This window comes from Streptomyces sp. S6 (assembly GCF_054880855.1).
In genome coordinates, this window is record NZ_JBTYMC010000093.1 from 1 (window position 1) to 22,695 (window position 22,695).

The 22,695-nt window shown below is 71.6% G+C and carries 26 protein-coding genes and 2 pseudogenes; 14 read left to right on the forward strand and 14 right to left on the reverse strand.

The features are described from left to right. Nucleotides 1–371, reverse strand: a pseudogene (locus ACVNF4_RS15615) (enterochelin esterase); the annotation flags it as partial. A gap of 97 nt (nt 372–468) precedes the next feature. Between ACVNF4_RS15615 and ACVNF4_RS15620 the strand changes: the two are divergent. Both ACVNF4_RS15620 and ACVNF4_RS15625 read left to right on the forward strand, forming a co-directional pair. Continuing rightward, nucleotides 469–669, forward strand: a complete 201-nt coding sequence (locus ACVNF4_RS15620; protein ID WP_461803406.1) for an MbtH family protein — start codon at nt 469–471, stop codon at nt 667–669. Between the two features lie 107 nt (nt 670–776). Next, nucleotides 777–1,244, forward strand: a complete 468-nt coding sequence (locus tag ACVNF4_RS15625; protein WP_461803407.1) for a GNAT family N-acetyltransferase — start codon at nt 777–779, stop codon at nt 1,242–1,244. 23 nt (nt 1,245–1,267) lie between these two features. Here ACVNF4_RS15625 and argB read toward each other — a convergent pair whose 3' ends face one another. Next, nucleotides 1,268–2,143 (reverse strand): acetylglutamate kinase, encoded by an 876-nt coding sequence (argB, locus tag ACVNF4_RS15630; RefSeq protein ID WP_461803408.1) that lies wholly within the window; start codon nt 2,141–2,143, stop codon nt 1,268–1,270. Nucleotides 2,144–2,337: 194 nt separating this feature from the next. On the opposite strand from argB, the pseudogene ACVNF4_RS15635 reads away from it, so the two are divergent. Then, nucleotides 2,338–3,071 (forward strand): annotated as a pseudogene (locus ACVNF4_RS15635) (class I SAM-dependent DNA methyltransferase). 121 nt (nt 3,072–3,192) lie between these two features. Here the strand turns inward: ACVNF4_RS15635 and ACVNF4_RS15640 are convergent. From ACVNF4_RS15640 to ACVNF4_RS15650, 3 genes are all read right to left on the reverse strand, one after another. Further along, nucleotides 3,193–4,221 (reverse strand): questin oxidase family protein, encoded by a 1,029-nt coding sequence (locus ACVNF4_RS15640; protein WP_461803409.1) that lies wholly within the window; start codon nt 4,219–4,221, stop codon nt 3,193–3,195. A gap of 82 nt (nt 4,222–4,303) precedes the next feature. Further along, entirely contained in the window at nt 4,304–4,702 is a 399-nt protein-coding gene (locus ACVNF4_RS15645) for a PaaI family thioesterase (protein ID WP_461803410.1), read from the reverse strand. A 112-nt stretch (nt 4,703–4,814) separates the two neighbouring features. Then, nucleotides 4,815–5,207, reverse strand: coding sequence for a hypothetical protein (locus ACVNF4_RS15650; RefSeq protein WP_461803411.1), 393 nt, complete (start codon nt 5,205–5,207; stop codon nt 4,815–4,817). 204 nt (nt 5,208–5,411) lie between these two features. Between ACVNF4_RS15650 and ACVNF4_RS15655 the strand changes: the two genes are divergently transcribed. After that, nucleotides 5,412–6,200 carry a transglutaminase-like domain-containing protein gene (locus ACVNF4_RS15655; protein WP_461803412.1) on the forward strand — a complete coding sequence of 263 codons (789 nt, stop codon included), beginning with the start codon at nt 5,412–5,414 and terminating at the stop codon, nt 6,198–6,200. Nucleotides 6,201–6,287: 87 nt separating this feature from the next. Here the strand turns inward: ACVNF4_RS15655 and ACVNF4_RS15660 are convergent, their stop codons facing one another. After that, on the reverse strand, nt 6,288–6,752 hold the full coding sequence (locus tag ACVNF4_RS15660) for a peptidase inhibitor family I36 protein (protein ID WP_461803413.1): 465 nt from the start codon (nt 6,750–6,752) through the stop codon (nt 6,288–6,290). A gap of 153 nt (nt 6,753–6,905) precedes the next feature. Here ACVNF4_RS15660 and ACVNF4_RS15665 point away from each other — a divergent pair, with 153 nt between their 5' ends. Both ACVNF4_RS15665 and ACVNF4_RS15670 read left to right on the forward strand, forming a co-directional pair. Continuing rightward, nucleotides 6,906–7,907, forward strand: a complete 1,002-nt coding sequence (locus tag ACVNF4_RS15665; RefSeq protein WP_461803414.1) for an ArsR/SmtB family transcription factor — start codon at nt 6,906–6,908, stop codon at nt 7,905–7,907. Nucleotides 7,908–8,009: 102 nt separating this feature from the next. Next, complete coding sequence (locus ACVNF4_RS15670) at nt 8,010–8,732, forward strand: polysaccharide deacetylase family protein (protein WP_461803415.1); 723 nt, start codon at nt 8,010–8,012, stop codon at nt 8,730–8,732. Nucleotides 8,733–8,769: 37 nt separating this feature from the next. On the opposite strand, the gene ACVNF4_RS15675 is transcribed toward ACVNF4_RS15670, so the two are convergent. Next, nucleotides 8,770–9,786 carry an ArsR/SmtB family transcription factor gene (locus ACVNF4_RS15675; RefSeq protein ID WP_461803416.1) on the reverse strand — a complete coding sequence of 339 codons (1,017 nt, stop codon included), beginning with the start codon at nt 9,784–9,786 and terminating at the stop codon, nt 8,770–8,772. A gap of 176 nt (nt 9,787–9,962) precedes the next feature. Here ACVNF4_RS15675 and ACVNF4_RS15680 point away from each other — a divergent pair, with 176 nt between their 5' ends. After that, a complete protein-coding gene (locus ACVNF4_RS15680) occupies nt 9,963–10,889 on the forward strand; it encodes an AraC-like ligand-binding domain-containing protein (RefSeq protein WP_461803417.1) in 927 nt (308 codons plus the stop codon). Nucleotides 10,890–10,932: 43 nt separating this feature from the next. Next, entirely contained in the window at nt 10,933–11,499 is a 567-nt protein-coding gene (locus tag ACVNF4_RS15685; RefSeq protein ID WP_461803418.1) for a hypothetical protein, read from the forward strand. Nucleotides 11,500–11,504: 5 nt separating this feature from the next. On the opposite strand, the gene ACVNF4_RS15690 is transcribed toward ACVNF4_RS15685, so the two are convergent. Continuing rightward, the gene (locus ACVNF4_RS15690) at nt 11,505–11,999 is read right to left on the reverse strand and encodes a MarR family winged helix-turn-helix transcriptional regulator (protein WP_461803419.1); all 495 of its coding nucleotides are present in this window, start codon (nt 11,997–11,999) and stop codon (nt 11,505–11,507) included. Nucleotides 12,000–12,084: 85 nt separating this feature from the next. Here ACVNF4_RS15690 and ACVNF4_RS15695 point away from each other — a divergent pair, with 85 nt between their 5' ends. Both ACVNF4_RS15695 and ACVNF4_RS15700 read left to right on the forward strand, forming a co-directional pair. Further along, complete coding sequence (locus ACVNF4_RS15695) at nt 12,085–13,053, forward strand: D-2-hydroxyacid dehydrogenase family protein (RefSeq protein WP_461803420.1); 969 nt, start codon at nt 12,085–12,087, stop codon at nt 13,051–13,053. 143 nt (nt 13,054–13,196) lie between these two features. Beyond that, the gene (locus ACVNF4_RS15700; protein ID WP_461803421.1) at nt 13,197–13,901 is read left to right on the forward strand and encodes a L,D-transpeptidase; all 705 of its coding nucleotides are present in this window, start codon (nt 13,197–13,199) and stop codon (nt 13,899–13,901) included. Between the two features lie 10 nt (nt 13,902–13,911). On the opposite strand, the gene ACVNF4_RS15705 is transcribed toward ACVNF4_RS15700, so the two are convergent. Next, the gene (locus ACVNF4_RS15705) at nt 13,912–14,544 is read right to left on the reverse strand and encodes a TetR/AcrR family transcriptional regulator (protein ID WP_461803422.1); all 633 of its coding nucleotides are present in this window, start codon (nt 14,542–14,544) and stop codon (nt 13,912–13,914) included. A gap of 104 nt (nt 14,545–14,648) precedes the next feature. Between ACVNF4_RS15705 and ACVNF4_RS15710 the strand changes: the two genes are divergently transcribed. Next, nucleotides 14,649–15,593: an SDR family oxidoreductase gene (locus tag ACVNF4_RS15710; protein WP_461803423.1), complete on the forward strand. Its 945-nt coding sequence runs from the start codon at nt 14,649–14,651 to the stop codon at nt 15,591–15,593. A 278-nt stretch (nt 15,594–15,871) separates the two neighbouring features. Here ACVNF4_RS15710 and ACVNF4_RS15715 read toward each other — a convergent pair whose 3' ends face one another. Continuing rightward, entirely contained in the window at nt 15,872–16,192 is a 321-nt protein-coding gene (locus ACVNF4_RS15715) for a hypothetical protein (protein ID WP_461803431.1), read from the reverse strand. Here ACVNF4_RS15715 and ACVNF4_RS15720 point away from each other — a divergent pair. After that, nucleotides 16,090–16,587 (forward strand): DDE-type integrase/transposase/recombinase, encoded by a 498-nt coding sequence (locus tag ACVNF4_RS15720; RefSeq protein ID WP_461803424.1) that lies wholly within the window; start codon nt 16,090–16,092, stop codon nt 16,585–16,587. The two genes, ACVNF4_RS15715 and ACVNF4_RS15720, sit on opposite strands and share 103 nt — an antisense overlap. Before the next feature lie 99 nt (nt 16,588–16,686). Here the strand turns inward: ACVNF4_RS15720 and ACVNF4_RS15725 are convergent, their stop codons facing one another. From ACVNF4_RS15725 to ACVNF4_RS15740, 4 genes are all read right to left on the reverse strand, one after another. Continuing rightward, the gene (locus tag ACVNF4_RS15725; RefSeq protein WP_461803430.1) at nt 16,687–17,313 is read right to left on the reverse strand and encodes a class I SAM-dependent methyltransferase; all 627 of its coding nucleotides are present in this window, start codon (nt 17,311–17,313) and stop codon (nt 16,687–16,689) included. Between the two features lie 146 nt (nt 17,314–17,459). Continuing rightward, nucleotides 17,460–19,286: a phospholipase C gene (locus ACVNF4_RS15730; protein WP_461803425.1), complete on the reverse strand. Its 1,827-nt coding sequence runs from the start codon at nt 19,284–19,286 to the stop codon at nt 17,460–17,462. Between the two features lie 169 nt (nt 19,287–19,455). Further along, the gene (efeB, locus tag ACVNF4_RS15735; protein WP_461803426.1) at nt 19,456–20,664 is read right to left on the reverse strand and encodes an iron uptake transporter deferrochelatase/peroxidase subunit; all 1,209 of its coding nucleotides are present in this window, start codon (nt 20,662–20,664) and stop codon (nt 19,456–19,458) included. Next, nucleotides 20,661–21,857, reverse strand: coding sequence for an imelysin family protein (locus tag ACVNF4_RS15740; protein ID WP_461803427.1), 1,197 nt, complete (start codon nt 21,855–21,857; stop codon nt 20,661–20,663). Before ACVNF4_RS15740 ends, efeB begins: the two co-directional genes overlap by 4 nt. 158 nt (nt 21,858–22,015) lie before the next feature. Between ACVNF4_RS15740 and ACVNF4_RS15745 the strand changes: the two genes are divergently transcribed. Both ACVNF4_RS15745 and ACVNF4_RS15750 read left to right on the forward strand, forming a co-directional pair. Next, the gene (locus ACVNF4_RS15745; protein ID WP_461803428.1) at nt 22,016–22,186 is read left to right on the forward strand and encodes a hypothetical protein; all 171 of its coding nucleotides are present in this window, start codon (nt 22,016–22,018) and stop codon (nt 22,184–22,186) included. Nucleotides 22,187–22,242: 56 nt separating this feature from the next. Continuing rightward, the coding region (locus tag ACVNF4_RS15750) for a DJ-1/PfpI family protein (protein WP_461803429.1) at nt 22,243–22,695 on the forward strand (453 nt) is incomplete at its 3' end.

The window sequence follows — 22,695 nt, forward strand, 5'->3', positions numbered from 1 at the left end:
GCGCCGACGGCCGGCCAGTGCGGCTGCGCGGGGGCGTCCGGCGTGGCGGTGACGGACCGGTCCCCGCCCGCGCCCGCCGGGTTGAACGGATCGGCGTGGGCACCGTCACCGGCCGTGAACTGATAGGTGACACGCAGCCGTTCGGGCATCGGGACCTCGGCGTACCAGCAGTCCGTGGCGGCCCAGCGGGTCAGCGCGACCGGCTCCGACCAGCTCTCGAACACCACGCGCGCCTCGGTGCCGCGCCACAGGAACAGCGTCCGCCAGCCGTTGTCGGCGGGGACCGACCGAGGGGCCGTCACGTCCGCCCAGAACGCGTCGGTGCCGATCTCGCCGTGCAGCCCGTACTCGGTGAAGGCGTGGTCGGCCACGGCGGATGTCTCCTTGTGAGAGGGGAGGGGACAGACTAGGCTCAGTGATAATTAGGCGAGCCTAACCTAACATTCACGTCTCCAGGAGGCCCGGAACATGAGCACCAACCCGTTCGACGATGCCGAAGGCCGCTTCCTGGTCCTGGTGAACGACGAGGGCCAGCACTCGCTGTGGCCGTCCTTCGCGGAGGTCCCCGGCGGCTGGGTGACCGTGTTCGGCGAGGACTCCCGGGACGCCTGCCTGGCGTACGTCGAAGCCAACTGGACGGACCTGCGCCCGCGTTCGCTCGCCGGGTGAGGGCGATTTGGATCACGCCTTAGGTAAGGCTAACCTCGCTCGAATCGTCGTGGCGGCACGGCACACAGCCGTCCGCGCGGCCCGACCGAGGAAGGACCCGCCTCCCCATGGCCACCCCCCACCCGGCCCCGCTCTCGATCTCCCTGGTGCGCCCCGCCCGCCAGGAGGACGCGGCACAACTCGCCGCGCTGTCCCGCCCGTTCGCCCTCTCCGGCGCCCTGCGGGAGCGCCCGGCGGACCTGTACGCCACCCACGCCGCCGAGTTCCTCGTCGTCGAGTCGCTCGCCGGTGAACTCGACGGCTGCGTGGGGCTGAAGACGTACGGCGAGGTGGGCGTGGTCTACGGCTTCTGTGTCGCGCGGCACCGCCAGGGCGCCGGCGTCGGTGGGCGCCTCCTGCGCGCTGCCCTCGACCAGGCCCGACTCCTTGCTCTCACGGCCCTGTTCACGGCGACGGCCGGCAGTGGCGCCCTCTTTCTGCGGCACGGCTTCACTCCGGCCCTCACCGGCACCCCGACCCCGTCCGGCTGGCGGCCGAGGCGGGGTTCACGTGTCCTGGTGCACAACCTGTCCTGAGCGCAGCCTTCGAGGGTCACCGCTCACCCGTCCGCCACCACCGTCGTACCCCCCTCCCCCTCCACCAGACTCCGCACCACCGCATGCGGCACCCGCCCGTCGATCACCTGGGCCCGCCCCACCCCCGCCCGCACCGCCCGCAGACACCCCTCCATCTTCGGCAGCATCCCGCTCCCCAACCCCGGCAGCAGCACCTGGAGTTCACTGACCGTCAGACGCGGCACCACCGCCTCGCGGCGCGGCCAGTCCGCGTACAGGCCCGGCACATCGGTGAGGACGACCAGCCGCGAAGCGCCGAGTGCCGAGGCGAGGGCGGAGGCGGCGAGATCGGCGTTCACGTTGTACACCTCGCCGTCGGCGCCCCGCGCGATCGGCGAGACGACCGGGATGCGCCCCTGGTCGAGGAGCCCCCGCACCAGATCCGGATCGACCTCGACGACATCCCCGACGAGCCCGATGTCGACCGGCCGCCCGTCCACCCACGCGGGCCGCCGCTCGGCGGTCATCGTGTGCGCGTCCTCGCCGGTGAGCCCGACCGCGAAGGGCCCGTGCTCGTTGATCGCCCCGACCAACTCCCGCTGCACCCGCCCGGTGAGGACCATCCGGACGACCTCCATGGTCTCCGGTGTCGTCACCCGCAGCCCGGCCTCGAACCGGGTCGCGAGCCCGAGCCGGTCCAGCATCGCGCTGATCTGCGGCCCGCCGCCGTGCACGACGACCGGCAGCGCCCCGGCCCGCCGCAACGCGACGACGTCCTCGGCGAACGTCCGCCGAAGCCCGTCGTCCACCATGGCGTTGCCGCCGAACTTCACGACGACCACACCGCCCCGCAGCCCCTGCGGCAGGGGTGCGAGGGTTTCCCGGACAGCGGTCACACTCACGGGAGCCACTCCATTCATGGACGGGCCCGGCCGAGCGGGCCGGGCCGGACAGGGACGGTCGTACCACTCGGTGATGACCGGAGCGCGAACGGTGGGGGTGCCCCGTGTGATGTGAGCTCCGAGATCCATATTAGGTTAGCCTAAGCTAATGTCGAAGGTGGTGGCCATCTATTCACGCGCGCAGGCCACCCCCTCCGGCGTACCGTGCCGCCATGGATGATCCGGACGGCTACTTCGGGCAACACGTCGCGGCGACCTACGACGACTCCACGGACGACGAGTTCACCGACGCCGTCATCGAGGCGACCGTCGGCTTCCTCGCCGACCAGGCGGCCCCGCCCTCGAACTCGCCGTGGGAACCGGGCGGATCGCCCTGCCGCTCACGCGCCGAGGCGTCCCCGTGCACGGCATCGACATGTCCCGCGCCATGACCGACCGCCTGCGCGCCAAGCCGGACGGCGACCAAGTCCCCGTCACCATCGGCGACTTCGCCACGACCCGCGTCGAGGGCGACTTCTCGCTCGTCTACCTCCTCTACAACACCGTCATGAACCTCACGACCCAGGACGCCCAGGTCGCCTGCTTCGAGAACGCGGCCCGGCACCTCACCCCGGGCGGCAGGTTCGTCGTCGAGGTGCTGGTCCCAGCACTCCGGCGCCTGCCCGCCGGAGAGAACGTCGTCCTCTACCGCGTGAGCCCCACCCGCTGGTCGTACGACGTGTACGACACCGCGACCCAGGCGACCACCTCGCACCACGTCAGCATCGAGGACGGGCGTGGCGAGCACCTGGCGATTCCCTTCCGCTATGTGTGGCCCGCCGAACTCGACCTCATGGCGCGGATCGCCGGACTGCGGCCGGTGGAGCGGTGGGCGGACTGGAACCGTGAACCCTTCACCGGCGAGAGCAGGCGGCACGTCTCCGTGTGGGAGAGGCCCGTGGACTGAGCGCGGTCCCCTCCTGGGGTTCTCCCAGCGAAAGTGCGCATGGCGGCCGTTCCCTCCGTGCCGTGAACGGCGATGTGGTACCGGCCCGCCGCACCTCGGACGAGTCCGGCGTCGATCCCCGTTACCGCCTGGTCCCTTGACGGCGCATCGGCTCGCTCAGCTCGACAGCCCGGACCGCCGCCGCCAGGGCCTGCGCGTCCCCCACGTCCAGTGCGGTGTCCGTCAGCTTGATGACGTGTTCGTCGCCGTGCTTCAACGCCAGGTCGACGATCTCCTCGGGGGCCAGGCCGGTCGGGGTGTGCGGGACGCCCTGCGCCGGGGAGTACATCGCCGTCACCGCCGCCGACGCCGTCCACGCCGCGTGGAGGCCGGCTGCCCAGAGGGGGCGGGGGAGTGCGGGCAGGGTGCGCAGGACGGCGTTGGGGGCGGTGGCCGCGTGGACCAGCATCGTCTCCTCGCCGTGGCCGTGGGTCGTGTAGCGGTGGGTGGCCGCCCGCACCAGCTCGGTCAGCCGCCGGTACGCTTCGTCGGGGTCCGTGACCGTCGCCGCCCAGACCGGGAGCGCCTCCACACGGGCGAGCAGTGTCGGAAACCCGCCGTCCTGGTGGGCGAGCGGCCGTACGGCGTTCAGCGCGCCCGTCGCGCTGAACGCACCGGTCAGCGGCGTGAGGGCGGGCAGGGTGTGGTGGCGGGCGGCCCAGTAGCCGAGGCCGTGCGCCAGTTCCGTACGGCGCGGCGCGGTCTCCTCCCCGGCCAGCAGGGCCCGTACGGCGTGCCCGACGCGGATCACCGGGTGCGTGGAGCCGCCGTACAGCCCCGGCAGCAGCCGCGGCCACCACTCGGCGAGCACGTCACGCCAGGGCCGCTCGGCCACCGCACGGTCGAAGTGGGCGATCCAGTCGGCCGCCCGGCGCGGATCGCCGAGCGCCGTACGCCAGTTGTCCGCCGTCACCGGGGCGACGGGGGACGGGAACTCCTCCAGCTTGGGCGTGTACAGGTCGAGCCACCGGTGCACGTCCCGCGCCCGGCCCCGCGCGGCGAGCGCCTCCACCGCCATCGGCGCGTGATTCGTGAGCCGCCCGAGCCGCTCCGGCCCCGAGGTGTGCAGCCGCTCCAGCGCCTCGTCGAGAATGCCAGTCGTGTCGTCCATGGGCCCGACGCTAGGCGGCTGCCGTGGACGGCGTAACGGGCGGAAGTCGTAGGCCCGCGCCGGTCGTCCTCGTCCCCGGGACCTACCCCCGCAGCACGATCTGCGTCTGCGTCGTCTGCCCCACCAGCTTCCCCTCGTCGCCCCGCAGTTCCGTCTGGACGACGATCAGGGTCCCGCCGACGTGCAGCGGACGGGCCGTCGCCGTGACCCGACCCGACCGCACCCCGCGCAGAAAGTTCGTCTTCGACTCCACCGTCGAAGTCCCGGCGCCCTCGGGGAGGTTGAGGAAGGCGCAGACGGCCCCCACCGAGTCGGCCAGCGTCATGAGGGCACCGCCGTGCAACGTGCCCCCCACCGTGCACCCCTCGGCCGACCACTCCAGACTCCCCACGACCTCCTCCGGCGCCGCCTCGTGCAGTCGCACCCCGATCCGCCGGGCGAAGGGCATGGCCGCGAGGAGGTCGTCGAGGGGGAGGGGCATGGGTGCCGCCTTTCCTGGCCGGGACAGCGAATGAGCCAGTCTCCCCGCCCGCCGACCGCCCCGGTCAAGATCCCTTCAGGACGTTCCGGGGCCGAGCGCTTCCCGCGTCAGGTCAGGGGCGCTTGTAGGTGTGGCACTTCAGCGGGCTGGCGTGCTGGTTGTCCAGGCAGACCTGGATGCTGCCCGCGCCGCCCCGGACGTTGGCCGGGACGGTGAGGCTGATCGCCTTCGTGCCGTTGCACAGGGTGCTGGTGGTGCGGGTGGCGAGAGCGTGGCCGGAGCCGTCGTACGTGGTGAACCGGGCGCGGCGGCAGTCGGTGCGGGAGACGGCGCGGTAGGTGCCCTTGAAGTCCACCGACCGGTTGTTGAAGGTGAGGTTGCCCCGGACGTAGGTCGCGCCGTAGGGGACGTCGACGCGGACGGGGGCGGCGGCGGCCGGAGTGGTGAGGGCGGTGGCGAGGCCGAGGGTGGCCAGGGCGATGACGGAGTGGCGCAGTAGAGCCACGACGGAACCCCTTGTCGTCGAAAGGTGTGTACCAACAGCTCCACCCTGTCGGCCCGTCCGGCCCCACGGCGACCGTTAACCCTGGTAATGCCCCTGAATCGGTAGGAGTCGCATGCCAGTTCCCGCCCTCCGCCCGGCGGTCCGCCGGGGTCGGCCGGCCGTGACCGGTTCCCGTTGTCAGACCCGCACCCTAGTATCGGACGCATGTTCGAATACGCCGAGCCCGGAGTCCACACCACCCTCCCTCGCCACCTTGTCGAGGGCCTGCCCGACGACCCCGTCGGGATCTGCGCCGTCGCCCACGGGCTGGTGATCCAGCCGCACGACGCGTCCGCCGCCGGCATCCCCGAGGAGCGGCTCGCGGAGAAGGACGTCCGCCGCGCCGACGAACTGGTCTCGGTTCTCACTGCCCTCGACCCCACCCCCCTCCACCTCCCCCGCACCCCCGCCGCCCGGGTCGTCGGCACCTGCCGGCACTTTGCCGTCCTCGCCTGCGCGTTCCTGCGCGCCCGGGGCATCCCCTCGCGGGTGAGATGCGGGTTCGGGACGTACTTCCGGGCGGGGTACGGCCTCGACCACTGGATCACCGAGTACCACGACGGCGACCGCTGGATCCGGGTCGACACCGAGCACCTCGACAAGGAGTACGTCGAGCACCCTGAGGACCTCGCCACCGGTGAGTTCCTGACGGGCGGTGAGGCGTGGGCTCTGCACCGGCAGGGCCGGATCGATCCGATGAAGTACGGCGTCGCCGGCACCGACTCCGCCTGGGGCCCCGCCGAGATCAGCGGGAACGCCGTGCGTGACCTCGCCGCGCTGTGCAAGCGGGAGATGCTGCCGTGGGACGAGTGGGGCCGGATGACCGAGGCGTACGAAGGGCGGACGGGGGAGGAGTACGACCGGTTGATGGACGAGGTCGCGCGGGTGTGCGCGCAGGGTGGGCCGGCGGAGTTCGCGGCGCTGTCCGAGAGGGAGGAACTGGCCGTGCGCTGACGGCCGCGCAGGTCACCGCCGGGTGCGTCCCGGCGTGCCGTCGATCGCCCGAACCCCCTCCCGGGCAGCGGGAGTTGTCCCGGCGGCCTAGTTGGGGCAGCCGCTCGCGTTGTGGCGGCACAGGGAGCCGATCGTGTAGGTGCCGGCGAGGTTGCCCTGGCCGCCCGAGAGGGTGCTGCCGATGCGGTCCCGGTAGGAGAAGGCCCGGTAGTAGTGGTACCGGTAGTTCGTGCGGTTGTAGACGGACTTGGTGACGGTGCCGTTGTTCATCCAGGAACACTCCTCACGCGCCCGGGGGTTGAGCGCGCTGCTCCACTGGCACCGTGAGCCCGTGCCGTTCTCGCCGGACCAGAAGCAGATCCAGTCCCTCGGACAGTCGGAGTACGCCCTGAGGCCGACCTCGCCGGTCGACGTGTCGAAGCCCATGGCCTGACCCGCCGCGACGGACGCCGGAGCGGACTCCTGGGCCTGGGCGGCGGTCGGGGTGACCGCGAGAGCGGCACCCATGAGGAAGGTCGCCGCGAGAGTGGTGAGGGTCGAACGCAGTGCCACGGTGGATCCCTTCGGGTAAGAGGCGGGGACACGCGTACCGCATGAGGGTGGTCGTCCGTCGCCCGCATTGAACACGAGGGTCCCGTGCGGCCACCATGAAGGGCCAGTGAATGTGACGAGGGCTGAAAAGCCCAGGCCACAAGGGAGAACGGAATGCTCCGTATCCACTTCACCGACACCGACCTGGCCCGCACCCGGATCGCCGCCGCCCCCGATCCGCTGTGGGAGATCTGCATGAGCCTGCACCGGCTCCAGACCCGCAAGGGACGCTGGGCGCACGCCGAATGGTTCCGCACGACCCGCACCCGCCTGCACGCGACGGGCTTCGCACGCACCGTCGGCACGTTCCTCTTACCCCTCGTGCCGCGCGCCGCCTACTTCCCCGACTTCCTCACCCCCGCCGAGGCGACTGACGGCCTCGACGCGGGACTCGAAGCGATCCTGGACACCTCCCCGCACCGGGTGCTGCACGAAATACGCCTCCTCGACCGCACGCACGGCGCCCCCGCCTGGGCGCACCGGCTCACCGAACCCGGCCCGCGCCAAGAGCTGGCCACCGCACTGCGCGCCTACCACGACCTCGTCATCGCGCCCTACGCCGAGCCGATACAGGCCCTCGTCGACGCCGAACGGGCCGCGCACGCCCGCGCCGTCCTCAGCGCCGGAGCCGAAGGAGTGCTGCGCAACCTCGGGCCCGCGCTGTGCTGGCGCAGGCCGGTCCTGTCCACGCCCTACCCCGAGGACCGCGACCTGCGCCTCGGCGGCCGGGGACTGCTCCTCATCCCGTCCCACTTCTGCTGGGGCACCCCGGTGACCTTCCGCAGCGCCACCCTCGACCCCGTCCTCCTCTACCCCCTCAACCACGAGGCCCACGCCCGTGCTCTCCCCGACGACCTCCGCTCCGGCGCCCCCCTCACCAGCCTCCTCGGCCGCACCCGCGCCCGCGTCCTGCGTGCCGCCGCCACGGGCGCCACCACCGGCGAACTCGCCCGCGCGACAGGCGTGTCCGCGTCCTCCGCCAGCCAGCACGCCACCGCTCTGCGCCGCGCGGGCCTCCTCACCACCCGGCGCCACGCCACCTTTGTCCTGCACACCCTCACCCCACTCGGCGCGGCCCTCCTGAGCGCCAACAACCCTCCGCCCCCGCCCCGCTGACAGCCCGTCGAAGTCGTACGGAAAATCGCAAACCGCACACGCATCCAACTCCGCTCCTCACGCGTCTTCAAAGCGGAAACCCGCTGAAATTGGAGGAGCTCGATGCGGAGACGGTTGGTCGTGTCGGTGGTCACGGCAGCACTGTGCGGGACGACGCTGGCGGGGACGGCGTCGTCAGCGTCGGCGGCGCAGAAGGCGGCGGCGGTGGACTGCCGCAAGGTGAAGTGCGTGGCGCTGACGTTCGACGACGGGCCGGTCGCGGACACGAAGAGGCTGCTGAACACGTTGAGCGACCGGGGGGTGAAGGCGACGTTCTATCTGGTGGGGCAGAACGTGCAGCGCAACCCCTCGATCGCGAAGGCGATAGCGAAAGGGGGACACCAGATAGGCAACCACAGCTGGGACCACGCCGATCTGACGAAACTGAGCACCGCGAAGATCAACGCGGAGTTCTCGCGGACGGACACGGCGATCAAGAACGCGACGGGGCTGAAGCCCAGCACGGTACGGGCACCGTACGGGGCGAACAACGCGGCCGTGCGCAAGGCGGCGGCCCGCCCGCTGGTCCACTGGAGCATCGACACCCTGGACTGGAAGTACCTGAACACGGCCCGCCTGATCAAGACGGTCACCACGCAGACCAGGCCCGGGGACATCGTGCTGATGCACGACATCCACAAGACGACGGTGAGCGCGGTCTCCGCCATCATCACCGGACTCAAGTCACGCGGCTTCCACATCGTGACGGTCGACCAGCTCTTCGCCCCGGCGAAACTCCCCGCGGGCAAGGTGACCTATGACAACCGCAAGGCGTACCGGCCCTGAACACCCGCGCCCTGAACACCCGCGCCCTGGTGGGGAGTCACCAGGGCGCCTCCGGCACCGCGTCACCCTGCGACAGCAACTCCATGACGGCCGTGCCCCGTTCGGTACGGCTGATCCACACGTTCCGCCCCTGCCGGTGCCGCTCCAGGAGCCCGGCGTCGGCGAGCTGACGGCAGTGGTGGGTGGCGTTGGCCGGACTACAGTCGAGCAGGGCGGCCAGCTCACCCATGGTCAGCGGCTGGGCGGCCCCCCGCAGGACCGCCGCCCGCAGCGGGCCGACCACCAGCGACAGCGGGTCCTCGGCGGGGCCGGGCGCGGTCACGGACGTCTCCCACAGGCGGCCCACCCCGGGCAGCGGGTACCCGATCCACACCAGGTCCGGCCGGTCCAGGGCGAACATGGAGGCGCCGGGGCCCGACACGATGGGCACGAGCAGCAGCCGCCGCCCGTCGAGCGCGTACCTCTCCGCCTGCGGATCAGGCAGCCGCAGACTCTCGCCGACCAGCTGGAACCGCCCGCTCAGATCATGGAGCACCGCCTCCCCGCAGCCCTGGAGGACGGCCGCCCCGACGCGTTCCGCCTCCCGGCGCAGATAGGGTTCGGCGGTCCGCCACACCGGACGGAACTGCCGCCACACCCGCTGGAGGACGTCGGCGTACCCGTGCAGCCACTGACCGGGACGGTCCACGACCGGACGCCACTGCGGAGGCACCGTTCCCCCGAACTCCGTCTCCAGCTCGTCGAGGAGGGTCTGCGGCGGCAGATCCCTCAACTGCGCGAACTGGGACGCGGCGTCGCCGTCCGGCAGACATCCCGTCGGCGTCACACAGTCCGGGATGATCGAATACCCGGGCGCGAACAGCGGCGTCAGCACCGCCGCCCCGCTCGGCGGCACCGCCGAGCGGACCAACTGCCGCCACCGGCGCGGCACTCCATGGCTGCGCGCGCCGAACACATCGGCCACCAGTGACAGCAGCGTGGCGCTCTGATGGGCCGCGAGAGAGATCCGGACGTCGTGGAGGGGGCCGAGATACAACTCGGTGTGACTTCGCATGATCGTTCCTCAGGTGCACGCCTACAAGGGCGGCGCCCAAAGCCGCGCCGCTCCGGACCATGATCCTAGGAGCGGACCGCGTCGCACAGGCACCACCACGTGCACAGGGACTCACCATTTCACGCACAACACCGCAGTACAGTGACGCTGTGAGCGGCTGATTCGGGGGCATCGGCATGACGGACGACATAGGCACACGACTGAACGAGGCGAAGTCGTTCGAGACCGCCGCCTCCTCTCTCTTCGCACCGCTCAGGGTGACCGACCCCGCCCCCCTGTTCCACGCGACGGTCCGCCACGCCGCCCTCGGCCCCCTGGTCGTCGCCCGCATCCGCGCCACCGCCGCGACGGTCGTCCGCGACGACCGCACCATCACCTCCACCGACCGCGAGTGGATGCACGTCACCCTCCTGCACGGCGGCCGGCTCGGCGCCGCCCAGGACGACCGCACGGCCGCCCTCACCCCCGGCGACCTCTTCGCCTGCGACAACACCCGCCCCTACCGGCTCATCGGCGCAGGCCCCACCGACATGACCGTCCTGTGCGTCCCCCGTACCAGCCTCGGCCACCACCTGACCTCCGTCACCCGGCGCACCGCGCTCGCCGTCTGCGCCCGCTCCGGCATCGGCGGACTCCTCAGCCACGCCCTCACCACCGACCCCGGCGAGGGACCGGCCCGCGAGCACCTCGCCGACGCCCTCACCTCCCTCCTCCTCGCCACGTTCGCCGACACTACGCCCGAACGCGTCCCCGTCGCCACCGACCTCGCCGACCGCATCCGCGTCTACACCCTGGCGCACCTCGGCGACCCCCGCCTCAGCGCGGAACGCGTCGCCCGCCGCCACCACCTCTCCGTCCGCTACCTCCACACCCTCTTCCGCGGCGCCGACCTCACCTTCACCGCCTGGATCCGGCACGAACGCCTGCTGCGCATCCGCCGCGACCTCCTCGACCCCGCCCTCACCGACCGCTCCACGGCCGCCATCGCCGCCCGCTGGGGTGTCCTCGACACACGGCACCTCGGCCGCGCCCTCAAGCGCGAGTTCGGCGAGACCGTCAGCGACCTGCGCCGCACACCGTCAGCGGAACCACGTAACCCCTGACCTGAGGGTCCCCGCGTGTTTCGGACCCGGCTAGTCTCGCCGCATGCCTCTCACTCCCGACGACGTGGCCGGGTACCTGGACAACGGCCTGGACGCCGATCTGGCCCGCTGGTTCCCCGGCCTGCCGACGGCCTCGATCCCCGCGGACACCCGCCCGGTCGAGCCGTTCCTCGCCCGCCTCCCGGCCGCCGCCGCGCACACGCTGGCCGCCTTCGACCGCCGGGTGCGGGCCGGGACCATGCCGGAGTTCCTCGACATCCACGACTGGTCGTACGCCTTCGAGTTCGCGAAGAACGACTGCGGGATCCTCGACTCCGACTACGAGACCGAACTGACCGACGACGACGTCTGGTCCGTCGGTGCCGACGGCGGCGGCAACTACTACGTCGTCCTCACCAACGGCAAGGTCGCCGTCTGGTTCCACGAGGAGGAGGTCATCGAGGAGGGCACCCAGTTCGACAACCTCGACGTCTACGTGTGGTCCGTCCTCCGCTACCACGCCGTCCGCAGGGGCGTCATCCGACTCGCGGACGTCGAGGCCGACTTCCGGTCCCTCGCCCAGCCCGGGATGCTCGCCGAGGGCGTCGGCCTTCTGCACCGTCTGACCTGAGCGGCTCAGGTCCCGGACGCGCGGACCGCCGCCCGGTGGGCGTCCGCGAGGGGGCAGGTGTCGACGTGGCGCAGCAAGTGGCTCGTCAGGTCGGCCAGTTGGGTCACCTGGTCGGGGGAGAGGGCGTTGAAGACGAGGACGCGGACCGTGTCGACGTGGCCGGGCGCCGCCTTCTCGACGGTGGCGCGGCCGGTCTCGGTGAGGCGGAAACTGACCCCGCGCCGGTCGGTGGCGCACTCCTCGCGCTCGACCAGGCCCCGCCGCTGCATCCGGGCCAGCTGGTGGGAGGTCCGGCTCTGCTCCCAGGCCAGCGCCACCCCGAGGTCGCGGGCGCGCAGACCGCCGGGCGCGTCCCGCAGCAGGCTGAGCACCTCGTAGTCGGAGACGGAGACGCCGTGCTCGTCCTGGAGCTGCCGGCCCAGGTCGGTCTGGAGCCGGGAGCCGAGCTGCATCAGCCCTCGCCAGGCGAGAAGTTCCTCGGGGGTCAGCCACTGCGTCATGGCCGTCACCCTAACGGAGTCGATGACAGGTCATGTATCTTGCACGTTGCACGAGATCCCCCGTTCACGCAGTCAGGACGCCCGTATGACGACCCTCCGCTGCGCCGTACTCGACGACTACCAGGGCGTCGCCCTGACCTCCGCCGACTGGAGCCCGCTCGCCGGCCGGGCCGAGGTGCGCACCCTGCGCGAGCACATCCCCGACCGTGACCGCCTGGTGGAGGAACTCGCCGACTGCGAGATCGTCGTCGCCATGCGCGAGCGGACCCCCTTCGACGCCGAACTCCTCGGCCGGCTCCCGAAGTTGCGCCTCCTCGTGACGACGGGCATGCGCAACGCCGCCATCGATCTGGACGCGGCCGCCGCCCAGGGCGTCACCGTCTGCGGCACGGCAAGCCACGCGACCCCGCCCGCCGAACTCACCTGGGCACTCATCCTGGGCCTGGCCCGGCACCTCACCGCCGAGAGCCGCGCCTTCCGGGAGAACGGCCCCTGGCAGTCGACCGTCGGCCTCGACCTCGCCGGCCGCACCCTGGGCCTCCTCGGACTCGGGCGCCTCGGCACCCAGGTCGCCCGCGTCGCCACCGCCTTCGACATGGACGTCCTGGCGTGGAGCCGGCACCTCACAGCCCAGCGGGCGGCGGACGCGGGAGTGCGACTGGCGTCGAGCAAGGAGGAGTTGCTGGCCGCCAGTGACGTCGTCTCCATCCACCTCGTCCTCTCCGACCGCACCCGCGGCCTCCTCGGCGAACCCGAACTCCGCGCCATGCGCCCCCACGCCCACCTGGTGAACACCTCCCGCGCCGCGATCGTCGACCGGGACGCCCTCCTGCGCGCCCTGCGCGAGGGCTGGATCGCCGGCGTCGCCCTCGACGTCTTCGAAACCGAACCCCTCCCCGCCGACGACCCCCTCCGCACCCTCCCCAACGTCCTCGCCACCCCCCACCTCGGCTACGTCACCGAGCGGAACTACCGCACCTTCCACGGCGAGACCGTCGAGAACATCACCGCGTTTCTGGCGGGGGAGCCGGTGAGGGTGCTGACGAAGAGCTGAGCCCCGCGGCGGGCACCGTGACAGCCGGTCGGTGCCGGAGCCGGCGCTCTCCGCGGTGACGTCTGCCCCGGGAGGGGGCATACCGGCCGCCGTTCGGCCGAGTGGGGAGTCCGGGGAGACGGGAGCGCGGGTTTGCTGAGGACATGAGGACGTACTGGAAGTTGCGCGCGGTGACGGCTGCGGCCGTGCTGGCCGGGACGATGCTGACGGGAACGGCGGCGCGGGCGCAGGGAGAGCCGGCGTGCACGGCCGGGACGGGGCCGTACCAGCGGCCGATGGAGCGGTACCTGAAGCTGCCGGAGGACGGACGGCAGTCCGTGGCCGACTGCCGGGCCGTCAAGGAGTTCCAGACGGCCAACGGCCTCTCCCCGGCGAACGGATACGCGAACTACCCGACGTACCGCCTGATGCTCGTCGCCGTGGCCGCCCGCGACCCCGACCCCGCCCACCGCTGCCCGGTCAGCTCCTACCGCGTCGCCTGCGTCGACCTGGCCCGCCAGTTGATGTGGGTGCAGCAGGGCAGGCGGATCCTGTACCGGCCCGTCCCCATCCGCTCCGGCCGCGACGGGCACGAGACCCGCACCGGCACCCACCGCGTCTACCTCCGCCACAAGGACCACTACTCGTCCCTCTACAACCGCTCCCCGATGCCCTACTCCCAGTTCTTCGACGGCGGCCAGGCCTTCCACGGCTCCCACGGCAACCTCTTCAAGGGCGGCTCCCACGGCTGCGTCAACCTCCGCGTGAGCGACGCCCGGAAGCTGTGGGGGGTGCTGAGGAAGGGGGACCGGGTGGTCGTCTGGGGGGTGCGGCCGGGGGTTGTGCGGGAGGCGGGGCCGGGCGCCTAGGTGTGCCGTCTCATGAGGTTGGTTCCGCCGGCTGAGTTCGTTGCGCGGACTGCTCGGGCTTGCAGTGGCGCACGATCGATGCGATCACGTCGTCCAGTCCTTGCCCGGCTGCCGCGGGGGGCAGTACGCCGCTCGCGGTGAGGCTGATGTATCCGTGCAGCGGCGCGAAGACTGTCAGCGTGACCCGTTCCAGTGGTCCCTCGCGCACCTCGCCTCGGCGCTGGCCCTCGTCGACCAGCTCAAGGAATTGCCCGGACCACCGCTGGGCGGCCTCGCCCAGCTCCGTGGATGCCTCCGGGCTGTGCTTGGCCGAGAACATCAGGTCCAGCAGCGCGGCATTGCCGGTGGCGAAGGCGACATACGTGTGGGCCACGGCGTCCAACTGCGCGGCGAAGGTGCTGTCCGCACCTTCCCGGGCGGTCTCGATGGCGTGGACGAGCCGCTCGAAGCCGCCAAGCGCCAGGGCGTCCAGCAGGGCCTGCTTGGTCTTGAAGTGGCGACTGGGTGCGCCGGGACTCACTCCGAGGTCACGGGCCAGCTCCCGCAGGGACAGCGCTCCGGATCCCCTCTCGTGCACCGTCTGCTCGGCCCGGTCGAGCAGTGCGGCCGCGAGATCTCCGTGGTGGTAAGGGCGCTTCTTCATGCCCTCAGCCTAGTCCGTACACTGCCCACATTGTAGACGTTGCATACATTGTGATCGTCGCATACATTGAAAGTGGAACACCACCCGACCGCTGGAGCACCCCCATGCCACGCAAACCCATCGACTTCCCCATTGCCGATCTCTCCGGGAAACGCGCCGTCGTCACCGGAGCCAGCGACGGCATCGGTCTCGGGATCGTCACCGCGCTCGCTGCGGCCGGGGCCGAGGTGCTCCTGCCCGTGCGCAACCAGCGCAAGGGGGAGGCCGCGATCGCCAGGATCAGGGAGACGGCCCCCGAAGCAAACGTGTCGCTCCACGCCCTCGACCTGTCCTCACTCGACTCCGTCGCGGCCCTCGGCGAGACCTTGCGCGCTGACGGACACCCGATTCACCTCCTCATCAACAACGCCGGCGTGATGACCCCGCCCGACCGGCGGACGACCGCCGACGGGTTCGAGCTTCAGTTCGGCACCAACCACCTCGGCCACTTCGCCCTGGTGGCACACCTGCTGCCGCTGCTGCGCGCCGGCCGGGCACGCGTGACCTCGCAGATCAGCGTCGCGGCGAACAGCAACTCCATCAACTGGGACGACCTGAACTGGGAACGCGCCTACAAGGCCAATCACGCCTACAGCCAGTCGAAGATCGCATTCGGGCTCTTCGGCCTCGAACTCGACCGGCGCAGCCAGGCGCACGGCTGGGGCGTCACGAGCAACCTCTCCCACCCCGGGGTTGCGCCGACCAGCCTGCTCGCCGCACGCCCCGAAATCGGCCGCGACAAGGACACCATCGGCGTGAAGCTCATCCGCACCCTCTCTGCCCGCGGCATCCTGCTCGGGACCGTCGAGTCCGCGAAGCTCCCCGCCCTCTATGCCGCGACGGCTGCCGACGCCCAGGGCGCCCGCTTGTATGGGCCGAGCGGCCCGGGACATCTCGGCGGCCCGCCGGCCGAGCAGAAGCTCTACCCCCGCCTCCGCAGCACCGATGACGCACAGCGCATCTGGGCAGCCTCTGAAGAGCTGACGAAGATCTCGTTTGCCACCGACTGAGAAGTCGTACAGGCCTGCGCAGACGGAAGAAGGGGCCCGTCAGCGCCCGTGTGCATGCTGAAACCGACGGGCACCCAGAGCCGGCACAGCTTTGGATCGAAGTGGCAGCACAGTCCAACGCCCCGCTGACGCCGGAAGGACGTCGCCGGCTCTGCGAGCGGGTGGACGCCGGACGTCCGATCGCGCATGTCGCGGCCGAGACCGTGATGTCACGCCGCTGCCAGGGCAAGTGGTGCACCCGCTGGACGGCGCACGGCGAGAACGGACTGCCCGGCCACTCATCCCGTCCTCACGCGAGCCCGGCCCGTACCGGCGAGCCGCTCGCCGGCCTGGTCGAGACACTGCGGCGACAGACCGAGCACGGGCCCACCCGTCTCGCCGCCGATCCTCGGCGCCTGCACGGCATCACGGTCGCACCGGCCACCGTGCACCGCATCCTCGTCCGGCGAGGGCTTGATCGGCTCCGCGACCTGGCCCCACCGAGCGGCGGGCAACTGTGCGAGGCCATCCGCTGCGGGCACGAACGCGTCGGCGACCTGGTCCACGTCGACGTGAAGAAGCTCGGACGCATCCCGACGGGCGGCGGCCGGCGAATGCACGGCGCCGCCCGCGCCTCCGAACGCCCGGCAAGGGCACGGGCCACGTCGGACACACGTACCTGCACTCCGCTCTCGACGACCACTCCCGCCTGGCGTACACCGAGGCCCTGGAGGACGAGAAGGCCGTCACCGCAGTCGCGTTCTGGCACCGCGCCGTCGCCTTCTTCGCCGCCCACGGCTTCACCCCGATCCGCCGCTGCCGCACCGGCAAAGGCTCGTGCCACCGGTCCACCACCTGGGCCGACGCACTTGCCGCGACCAGCACAAAGCACAAGCGGACCAAGCCCAACACCCCGCGCGCGAACGGGAAAGTGGAACGCTCACCCGCGAGTGGGCCCACATCCGCGACTGCACGTCCGAGCACGAACGACGCGTCGCCCTCGTGGACGTCGTGAACTGCTACAACCATGACCAACCGTTCGAACCGCTCGTCGACATCCCGCAGCAGCTCAGCTTCGAGGACTTCGTGCAACCAACCTCCCGAGACACCACACCTAGGCCGTCCTCCGGATCAACAGCACATGGTCGACGACCTCGGCGGTCTGCCCGCCGGGGCCCGTCGCGACGCGGTGCGGGGAGTCGGCGCGCTCGGTCGTCCAGACCGCCGGGTCCAGGGCGAGCCCGGCGGCGATCTCATCAGGGCCGGGGTAGCGGATGTCGGGGTCCTGGTTCCAGGACCACGGCGCCGTCGAGCCGTGGTCGACGACCAGCAGCCGCCCGCCCGGCCGCAGCGACCCGGCCGCCTTCCGCAGGGCGGTCACCCGGTCCAGCGCGCTGGGCGTCTGGAGGTAGTGAGCGGTGACCAGGTCGAACTCGCCCTCGGGGAACGACTCGTCGAGATGGTGGCGTTCGGCGTGCACGCGTCCGGAGAGGTCACGTGAGCGGGCCAGGGCGGTGAGCCGTTCGATCGCGACGGCCGAGATGTCGACGGCGGTGACCCGCCACCCCCGCCCCGCGAGCCACAGGGCGTCACCGCCGTCCCCGCACCCGAGGTCCAGCGCGTCACCCGGCGGCAGGTCCGCCACCGTCTCGGTCAGGCGGGCGTTCGGCCGGGGATCGTCCGCCGGGAGACGGCCCGCGTAGACGCCGTCCCAGAAGGCGAACGCGTCGGTGGTGTCCATACCGGTGTCCATCGGAACTCCTCGCGTCGGTGGACACCCAGTCTCACCAGGGCCTGCCCCGACCGGCACGAGAAGTTGCGGGAACGGCAAAACCGGCCCCGCCGCGAAGGCGAGGCCGGTTCTCAGAGGCCGGTTCTCAGGCGAACCTACGCGGACGCGCCCCGCGTCCGGCGCCGCAGCGCGAACACCGTCGCCACCGCGCCCGCCGCGAGCACCCCGCCGCCGAGGGCGACCGGCAGCACGGGGGACGTGGAGGCGGACGTCTCGTCGGCGACGTTCTGCGCCTTGAGGTCGGCGACGTACTGCGGGGAGACCGCCGTACGCGCGAAGTGGTGCGGGATCGGCTTGACCGACTTCACGGAACCGTCGGCGTTCAGCAGGACCTGCTTGTCGTTCGGGTGCCGGAAGTCGAACAGGCCGGAGAGGCTGTTCGCACGCCGGTCGAAGGACGCGTCACCGATGCGCCCGGTGTGCCAGTTGTCCTCGATGAACTTGGTGATCGACGCCTGCTCGGTCGCCGTGTGGTCGATCGAGTTCACCTTGCTGAACGGCGAGACGACCAGCAGCGGCTGCCGGGTGCCGGGGCCGCAGCGGTCCGCGTACCCGTGCGCGGCCTTCGGACCCGCCTGGCAGAACGGGGAGTCGACGCTCTTGCCGTTGGAGCCGACGGTCGTGTCCTTCGAGCCGTTCAGCACCTTCGACGTGACGTGGTCGTACCAGCCGTCGGAGTCGTCGTACGCGACGACCACCGCGGTCGACTTCCACTCCGGGGACTGCTGGAGCGCGTTGATCTCCTTGACGAGGAAGTGCTGCTCGTCGACCGGGTCCGAGTAGGCGGCGTGGCCGTCCTGGTACTCGGCGGCCTTGAGGAAGCTCACCGCGGGCAGCTTGCCCGCCTTGAGGGCCGCGTCGAAGTCGGTGAGGTCGTAGTTGTGGTTCGCACGCCCGGCGTGCCCGATCTCGGCGATGCTCTTCGGCGCGAGGTGGTGCGGGTTGGACGTCGACCTGTAGTACTGGAACGGCGAGTGGTGCGGCGAGTAGTCCTCGACGGCCGCGCCGCCGACGTTCGTGTGCGTGGCGCCCGCGCACTTCGCGAGGTCACCGCTCTTGCCGCTCCACGCGGTGGACGGCCGGAACCCGCCCTGGAACCAACCCCAGCTCACCTTCTTGGAGTTGAGCAGGTCACCGATGTTCTTGCCCTGCATCACGGCGAGCGAGTTGCCGCTCGTGTGGTCCTTGTCCGAGCAGTCGTCGAACGCCGGGTCGGGGTCGTTGACGAGCGTGCCGACACCCTTCGCGTCCGGGGAGACGACGGCGTACGGGTCCGGCTTCGCGGTCCGCTTGCCGGTGACCGGGTCGACGGAGACCACGCCGTGGGTCTGGCCGGAGATCAGGTTCAGCGCGCCGGGCGTGGACGGGCCGTAGACCGAGCTGAAGGAGTGGTCGCCGAGCGCGTAGTGCTGGGCGTAGTTCCACAGCGCGGTGACGGTGTTGCCGTCGTAGTAGTCCATGACGAGACCGGGCTCACCGAACAGGCCGGTGCACTTGTCGACCTCGGTGTTCTCGACGTACTTGTCGGCCTTGCCGCCGTTCGCGGCGTACTGCTCCGGGCCGTAGGAGTGGTTCTGGTCGCAGGTCATCGCCTGCGACGACGCGAGCCGCTTGGGCGCGTACAGGTTCGGGTTCTTCTTCAGCAGGCCCGAGTTCGACAGGTTGTCGGCCTTCGGGGTGCGCGCGGCGGCCTTGAACGTCGTGCCGTCGGTGTTCGCGGCCTGCGGGTAGGTGCCGAAGTAGTGGTCGAACGACACGTTCTCGTCGTAGATCACCACCAGGTGCTTGATCGGCGTGGCGGTGTGCGCGGTGGCCGCCGAGGCGGGGACCGTGCCGCCCGCCGCCGCGAGGGCGGCGGCGCCGAGCAGGGCGCTGACGCGTGCGATGCGCCGGGCGCCGGAGGGAGTTGCTGTGCCGGTCATGCGTGTCTCGACTTCCGGGAGAACAAAGAGAACAAAGGTGTGCCGCTTATGGATGTTGGGCAATCCGGGCGGCGTTGCGGGGGAGAGGTGGTGACCGGCGGACGAACGGCAGGTCAGGACACTCCCATGCGAACTTGAACTTTTCTTGACGTCGCTGGATAAGAAGAGATCAGGTGAGAAGCGTGCGGCCCAGCCAGTCGTCCGCGTCCCGCACCCCCGGCAGCGCGAAGAAGTACCCGCCGCCGAACGGGCTGACGTAGTCCACCAGCGGCTCCCCCGCCAGCCGCTTCTGCACCGCCTCGAACTGCCGCGCCAGATCCTGCTGGTAGCACGTGAACAGCAGCCCCATGTCCAGGTTGCCGTTGCTGTCCGTGCCCCGGTCGTAGTTGTAGCCCCGCCGCAGGATGCGCTGCCCGTCGCTCGCGGACGTCCGCGGGTTCGCCAGGCGTATGTGACTGTCCAGCGGGATGACCGAACCCTTCGGGTCCTGCGGGTAGTTGGGGACGTCCGTCTCGTGCCGCCCGTCGAGCGGAGCGCCGGTGTCCCGGGCCCGCCCGAACATCCGCTCCTGCTCGGTGATCGACACCCGGTCCCAGAACTCGACGAGCATCCGGATCAGCCGGACGACCTGATAACTCCCGCCGACCGCCCACCCCGGCTCCCCGTCACCCGCGCCGACCCACACCAGCCGGTCCATCTCCCGCGCGCTCGCGGTGTCGGGGTTCGCGATGCCGTCCTTGAACCCCAGGTGGTTGCGGGGCGTGCCCGAGGGGCGGGGCGGGCTGATGAACCCGTCCATCCGCCACCGCACCTGCATGCCGCCGCGCGTGTGCCGGGCGACGTCCCGCAGGGCGTGCAGGACGGTGTCCGCGCTGCCCGCCGTGAACTGGACACTGAGGTCGCCGTGGCACCAGTCCGGGTTCAGGTCGTCGTCCGGGAACGCGGGCATCTCGGTCAGCCGGCGCGGCCTGCGCGCGGCCAGCCCGTACCGGCCGTCGAACAGGGACGACCCGACGCCGACGGTGACGGTCAGGCCGTCCGCCGAGACGACCGGGCCGAGCGTGCCCGAGTCGACGGGCGGGCCGGTGATGCCGACCTCGTCCGGGCTGCCGCCCGCCGTCAGGAACCGGGCCCTGGCGGTCAACGTCCGGAGCAGGTCGGTGAGTTCGGCGCGGTTGCCGGCGGTCGCGTCGAACGACACGAACGCCGTCGCCTTCTGTGCCGGCTCGATGATCCCGGCCTGATGGGGGCCGTGGAAGGAGGCCGCCGGTGCCGCGAGGGCGGTGCCCTTGCCGACGGCCACCAGTCCCGCGCCGGCCACCGCCGCCGCTCCCGCACCCGCTCGCGCGAGGAAACTCCGCCGTCCGACGCCGTTCACGCTGTCCTCCGTACGTCCGTCAGGGCGGCCACGTCCGCGAGCCGTTCGACCAGGCCGCCGACGTCCGCGTCGACCTTCTCCCGCTGGGCGCGGGTGAGTTGGGCGAGCGGCTTCGAGTCGACGCCGTCCAAGGTGTGCCGGGCGCGGTCCATCCACGCGTCGAGGCCGGCGAGGCCCGCGTCCCGGGTCTTCAGCAGGGGGCGCAGGAAGTCCAGCAGGGTGCGGGTGCCGTCGAGGTTCGCGCGGGCGGTCGCGAGGTTCGTTCCGCTGCCCTGGTCGGTGCGGCCGGTCAGCTCGAACTGCACGGAGTTCTCCATGATCTCGTGCGCCCGCAGGCCCACGTCCCCCGGGTCGATCCGCTGATCCGGCCAACTCTTCTCCAGCGCGTGGACGGCCCCGGAGAGCGCGTCGGCCGGAGCGCGTAGTGTGCTCGCCGGCTCGCCGTGCCACAGGCCCCGCTCGATCCGGTGGAACCCCGCAGAGTCCCCGTTGATCTGTGCGTCCGCGTCCCCGAACGTGCCGTACGCGGCGCCCATCCGCTCGTACACGAGATGCGCGGGCAGCCACGCGGCGCGGGCGGCGGCGAGGTCGCCCCGGTCCACGGCCTGCGTCAACACGTCTGTCTTCTGGGCGAGTTCGACGGTGCGAGCCTGGATCCACCGCTGGTACGCGAGCGTCACCGGAATCAGGTCCTGCTGCGTCACCGGCACGGCCGCCGGGCCGCTCCTGACATGGCTCCCCGTGATCCGCACGGTCGGCCCGGTCACCGCGTCCGCGTCGTCCGGCAGGCACCGGAACGCGTACGCCCCGTCCCCGAGCGTCACCCGCAGCGCCCGCTCGGTCCCCGGTCCCAGACCCTCGACCTCGCCGTACACCGCGCCGGTCCGGGCGTCCGTGAGGTACACCTCGGCGGCGGCGTCGGACGTGTTGTCCAGGTCGAACACCTGCCGTCCGCCCTCGGGCTTCGTCCAGCCCTTCCCGCAGTCGGCGGAGGAGACCCGGACGGTGGTGTGCCGCAGCCCGTCACCGGTGCCCGGCGACTGGGTCCGGGTCCCGCAGCCCGCCACGGCGACGAGCGCACCCGCCACGAGCAGGGTCTTTCTGAGCACGCCGGGCCTCCAGGGGGATGTGCGGAATGTCGGACGAGGGCGGCGCGGACGATCGTAAGCACCCGCTATGCCCCGATCCGGCATCCTGACCTGAACCTGACCGAACGCTGGCACACAATTCGCCCCGGGTTCACCTGCCCGTACGCCGACGGGTTCCGGGTGACGAGTGCCGGATCTGTCCGGTACGGGGTCCGTGCAGCCCTCCCGCACCTGCTGAGGCCCTGCCTACGGTGGGTGCGTGGGTGAACCTCCTGGACCTCGGCGGTCCCGTGCAGGTCTTCGACGCCGCGACCCACCTGGGCGGCGGCTACCGGCTGGAGTACGTCGCCAAGACGGAGAAGGTCAGGTCCGCGCAGGGGCTGGCGCTGGACGGGCTCACCCCGCTGGCGCGGACCTGCGCGCACCCCGGCTGACCGGATCCGACCGCTGGACGCGGGAGGCGTACGACGCCGGCGCCCGGGTCGCTTCCGTGTGCAGCGGCGCCGCCGTCCTCGGCGAGGCCGGGCTCCTCGACGGGCGGGCCCGCACGACCCACTGGTCGCTCACCGCCGCGATGCGCGCACGGTACCCGGCGGCACGGGTGCGGGAGCCCGCGCTGTACGTCCACGACGGGCGGATCAGCACCAGCGCCGGCATCGCCTCGGGCATCGACCTCGCGCTCTACCTGCGGCGGGACGGCGACACCGCGCACACCCTGGACGACCTCGCCGCGCGGCCTCACCCTGGTCACCCGGCCCGCGTCCGCAGGGGCACAGGGCGTGGACCGGCTGGTGATCCCGGGCGCCACCGGCACCCGGCTGCACTCCTGGGCCGGCCGTCACCGCATCCCGGTGGACCAACCCGCCCGCCGCACCGGCGAGTTCGGCTTCGACCCGGTCCTGCGCAACCTCGCCGCGCACGCCGACCGGCGCACCGCCCTCGT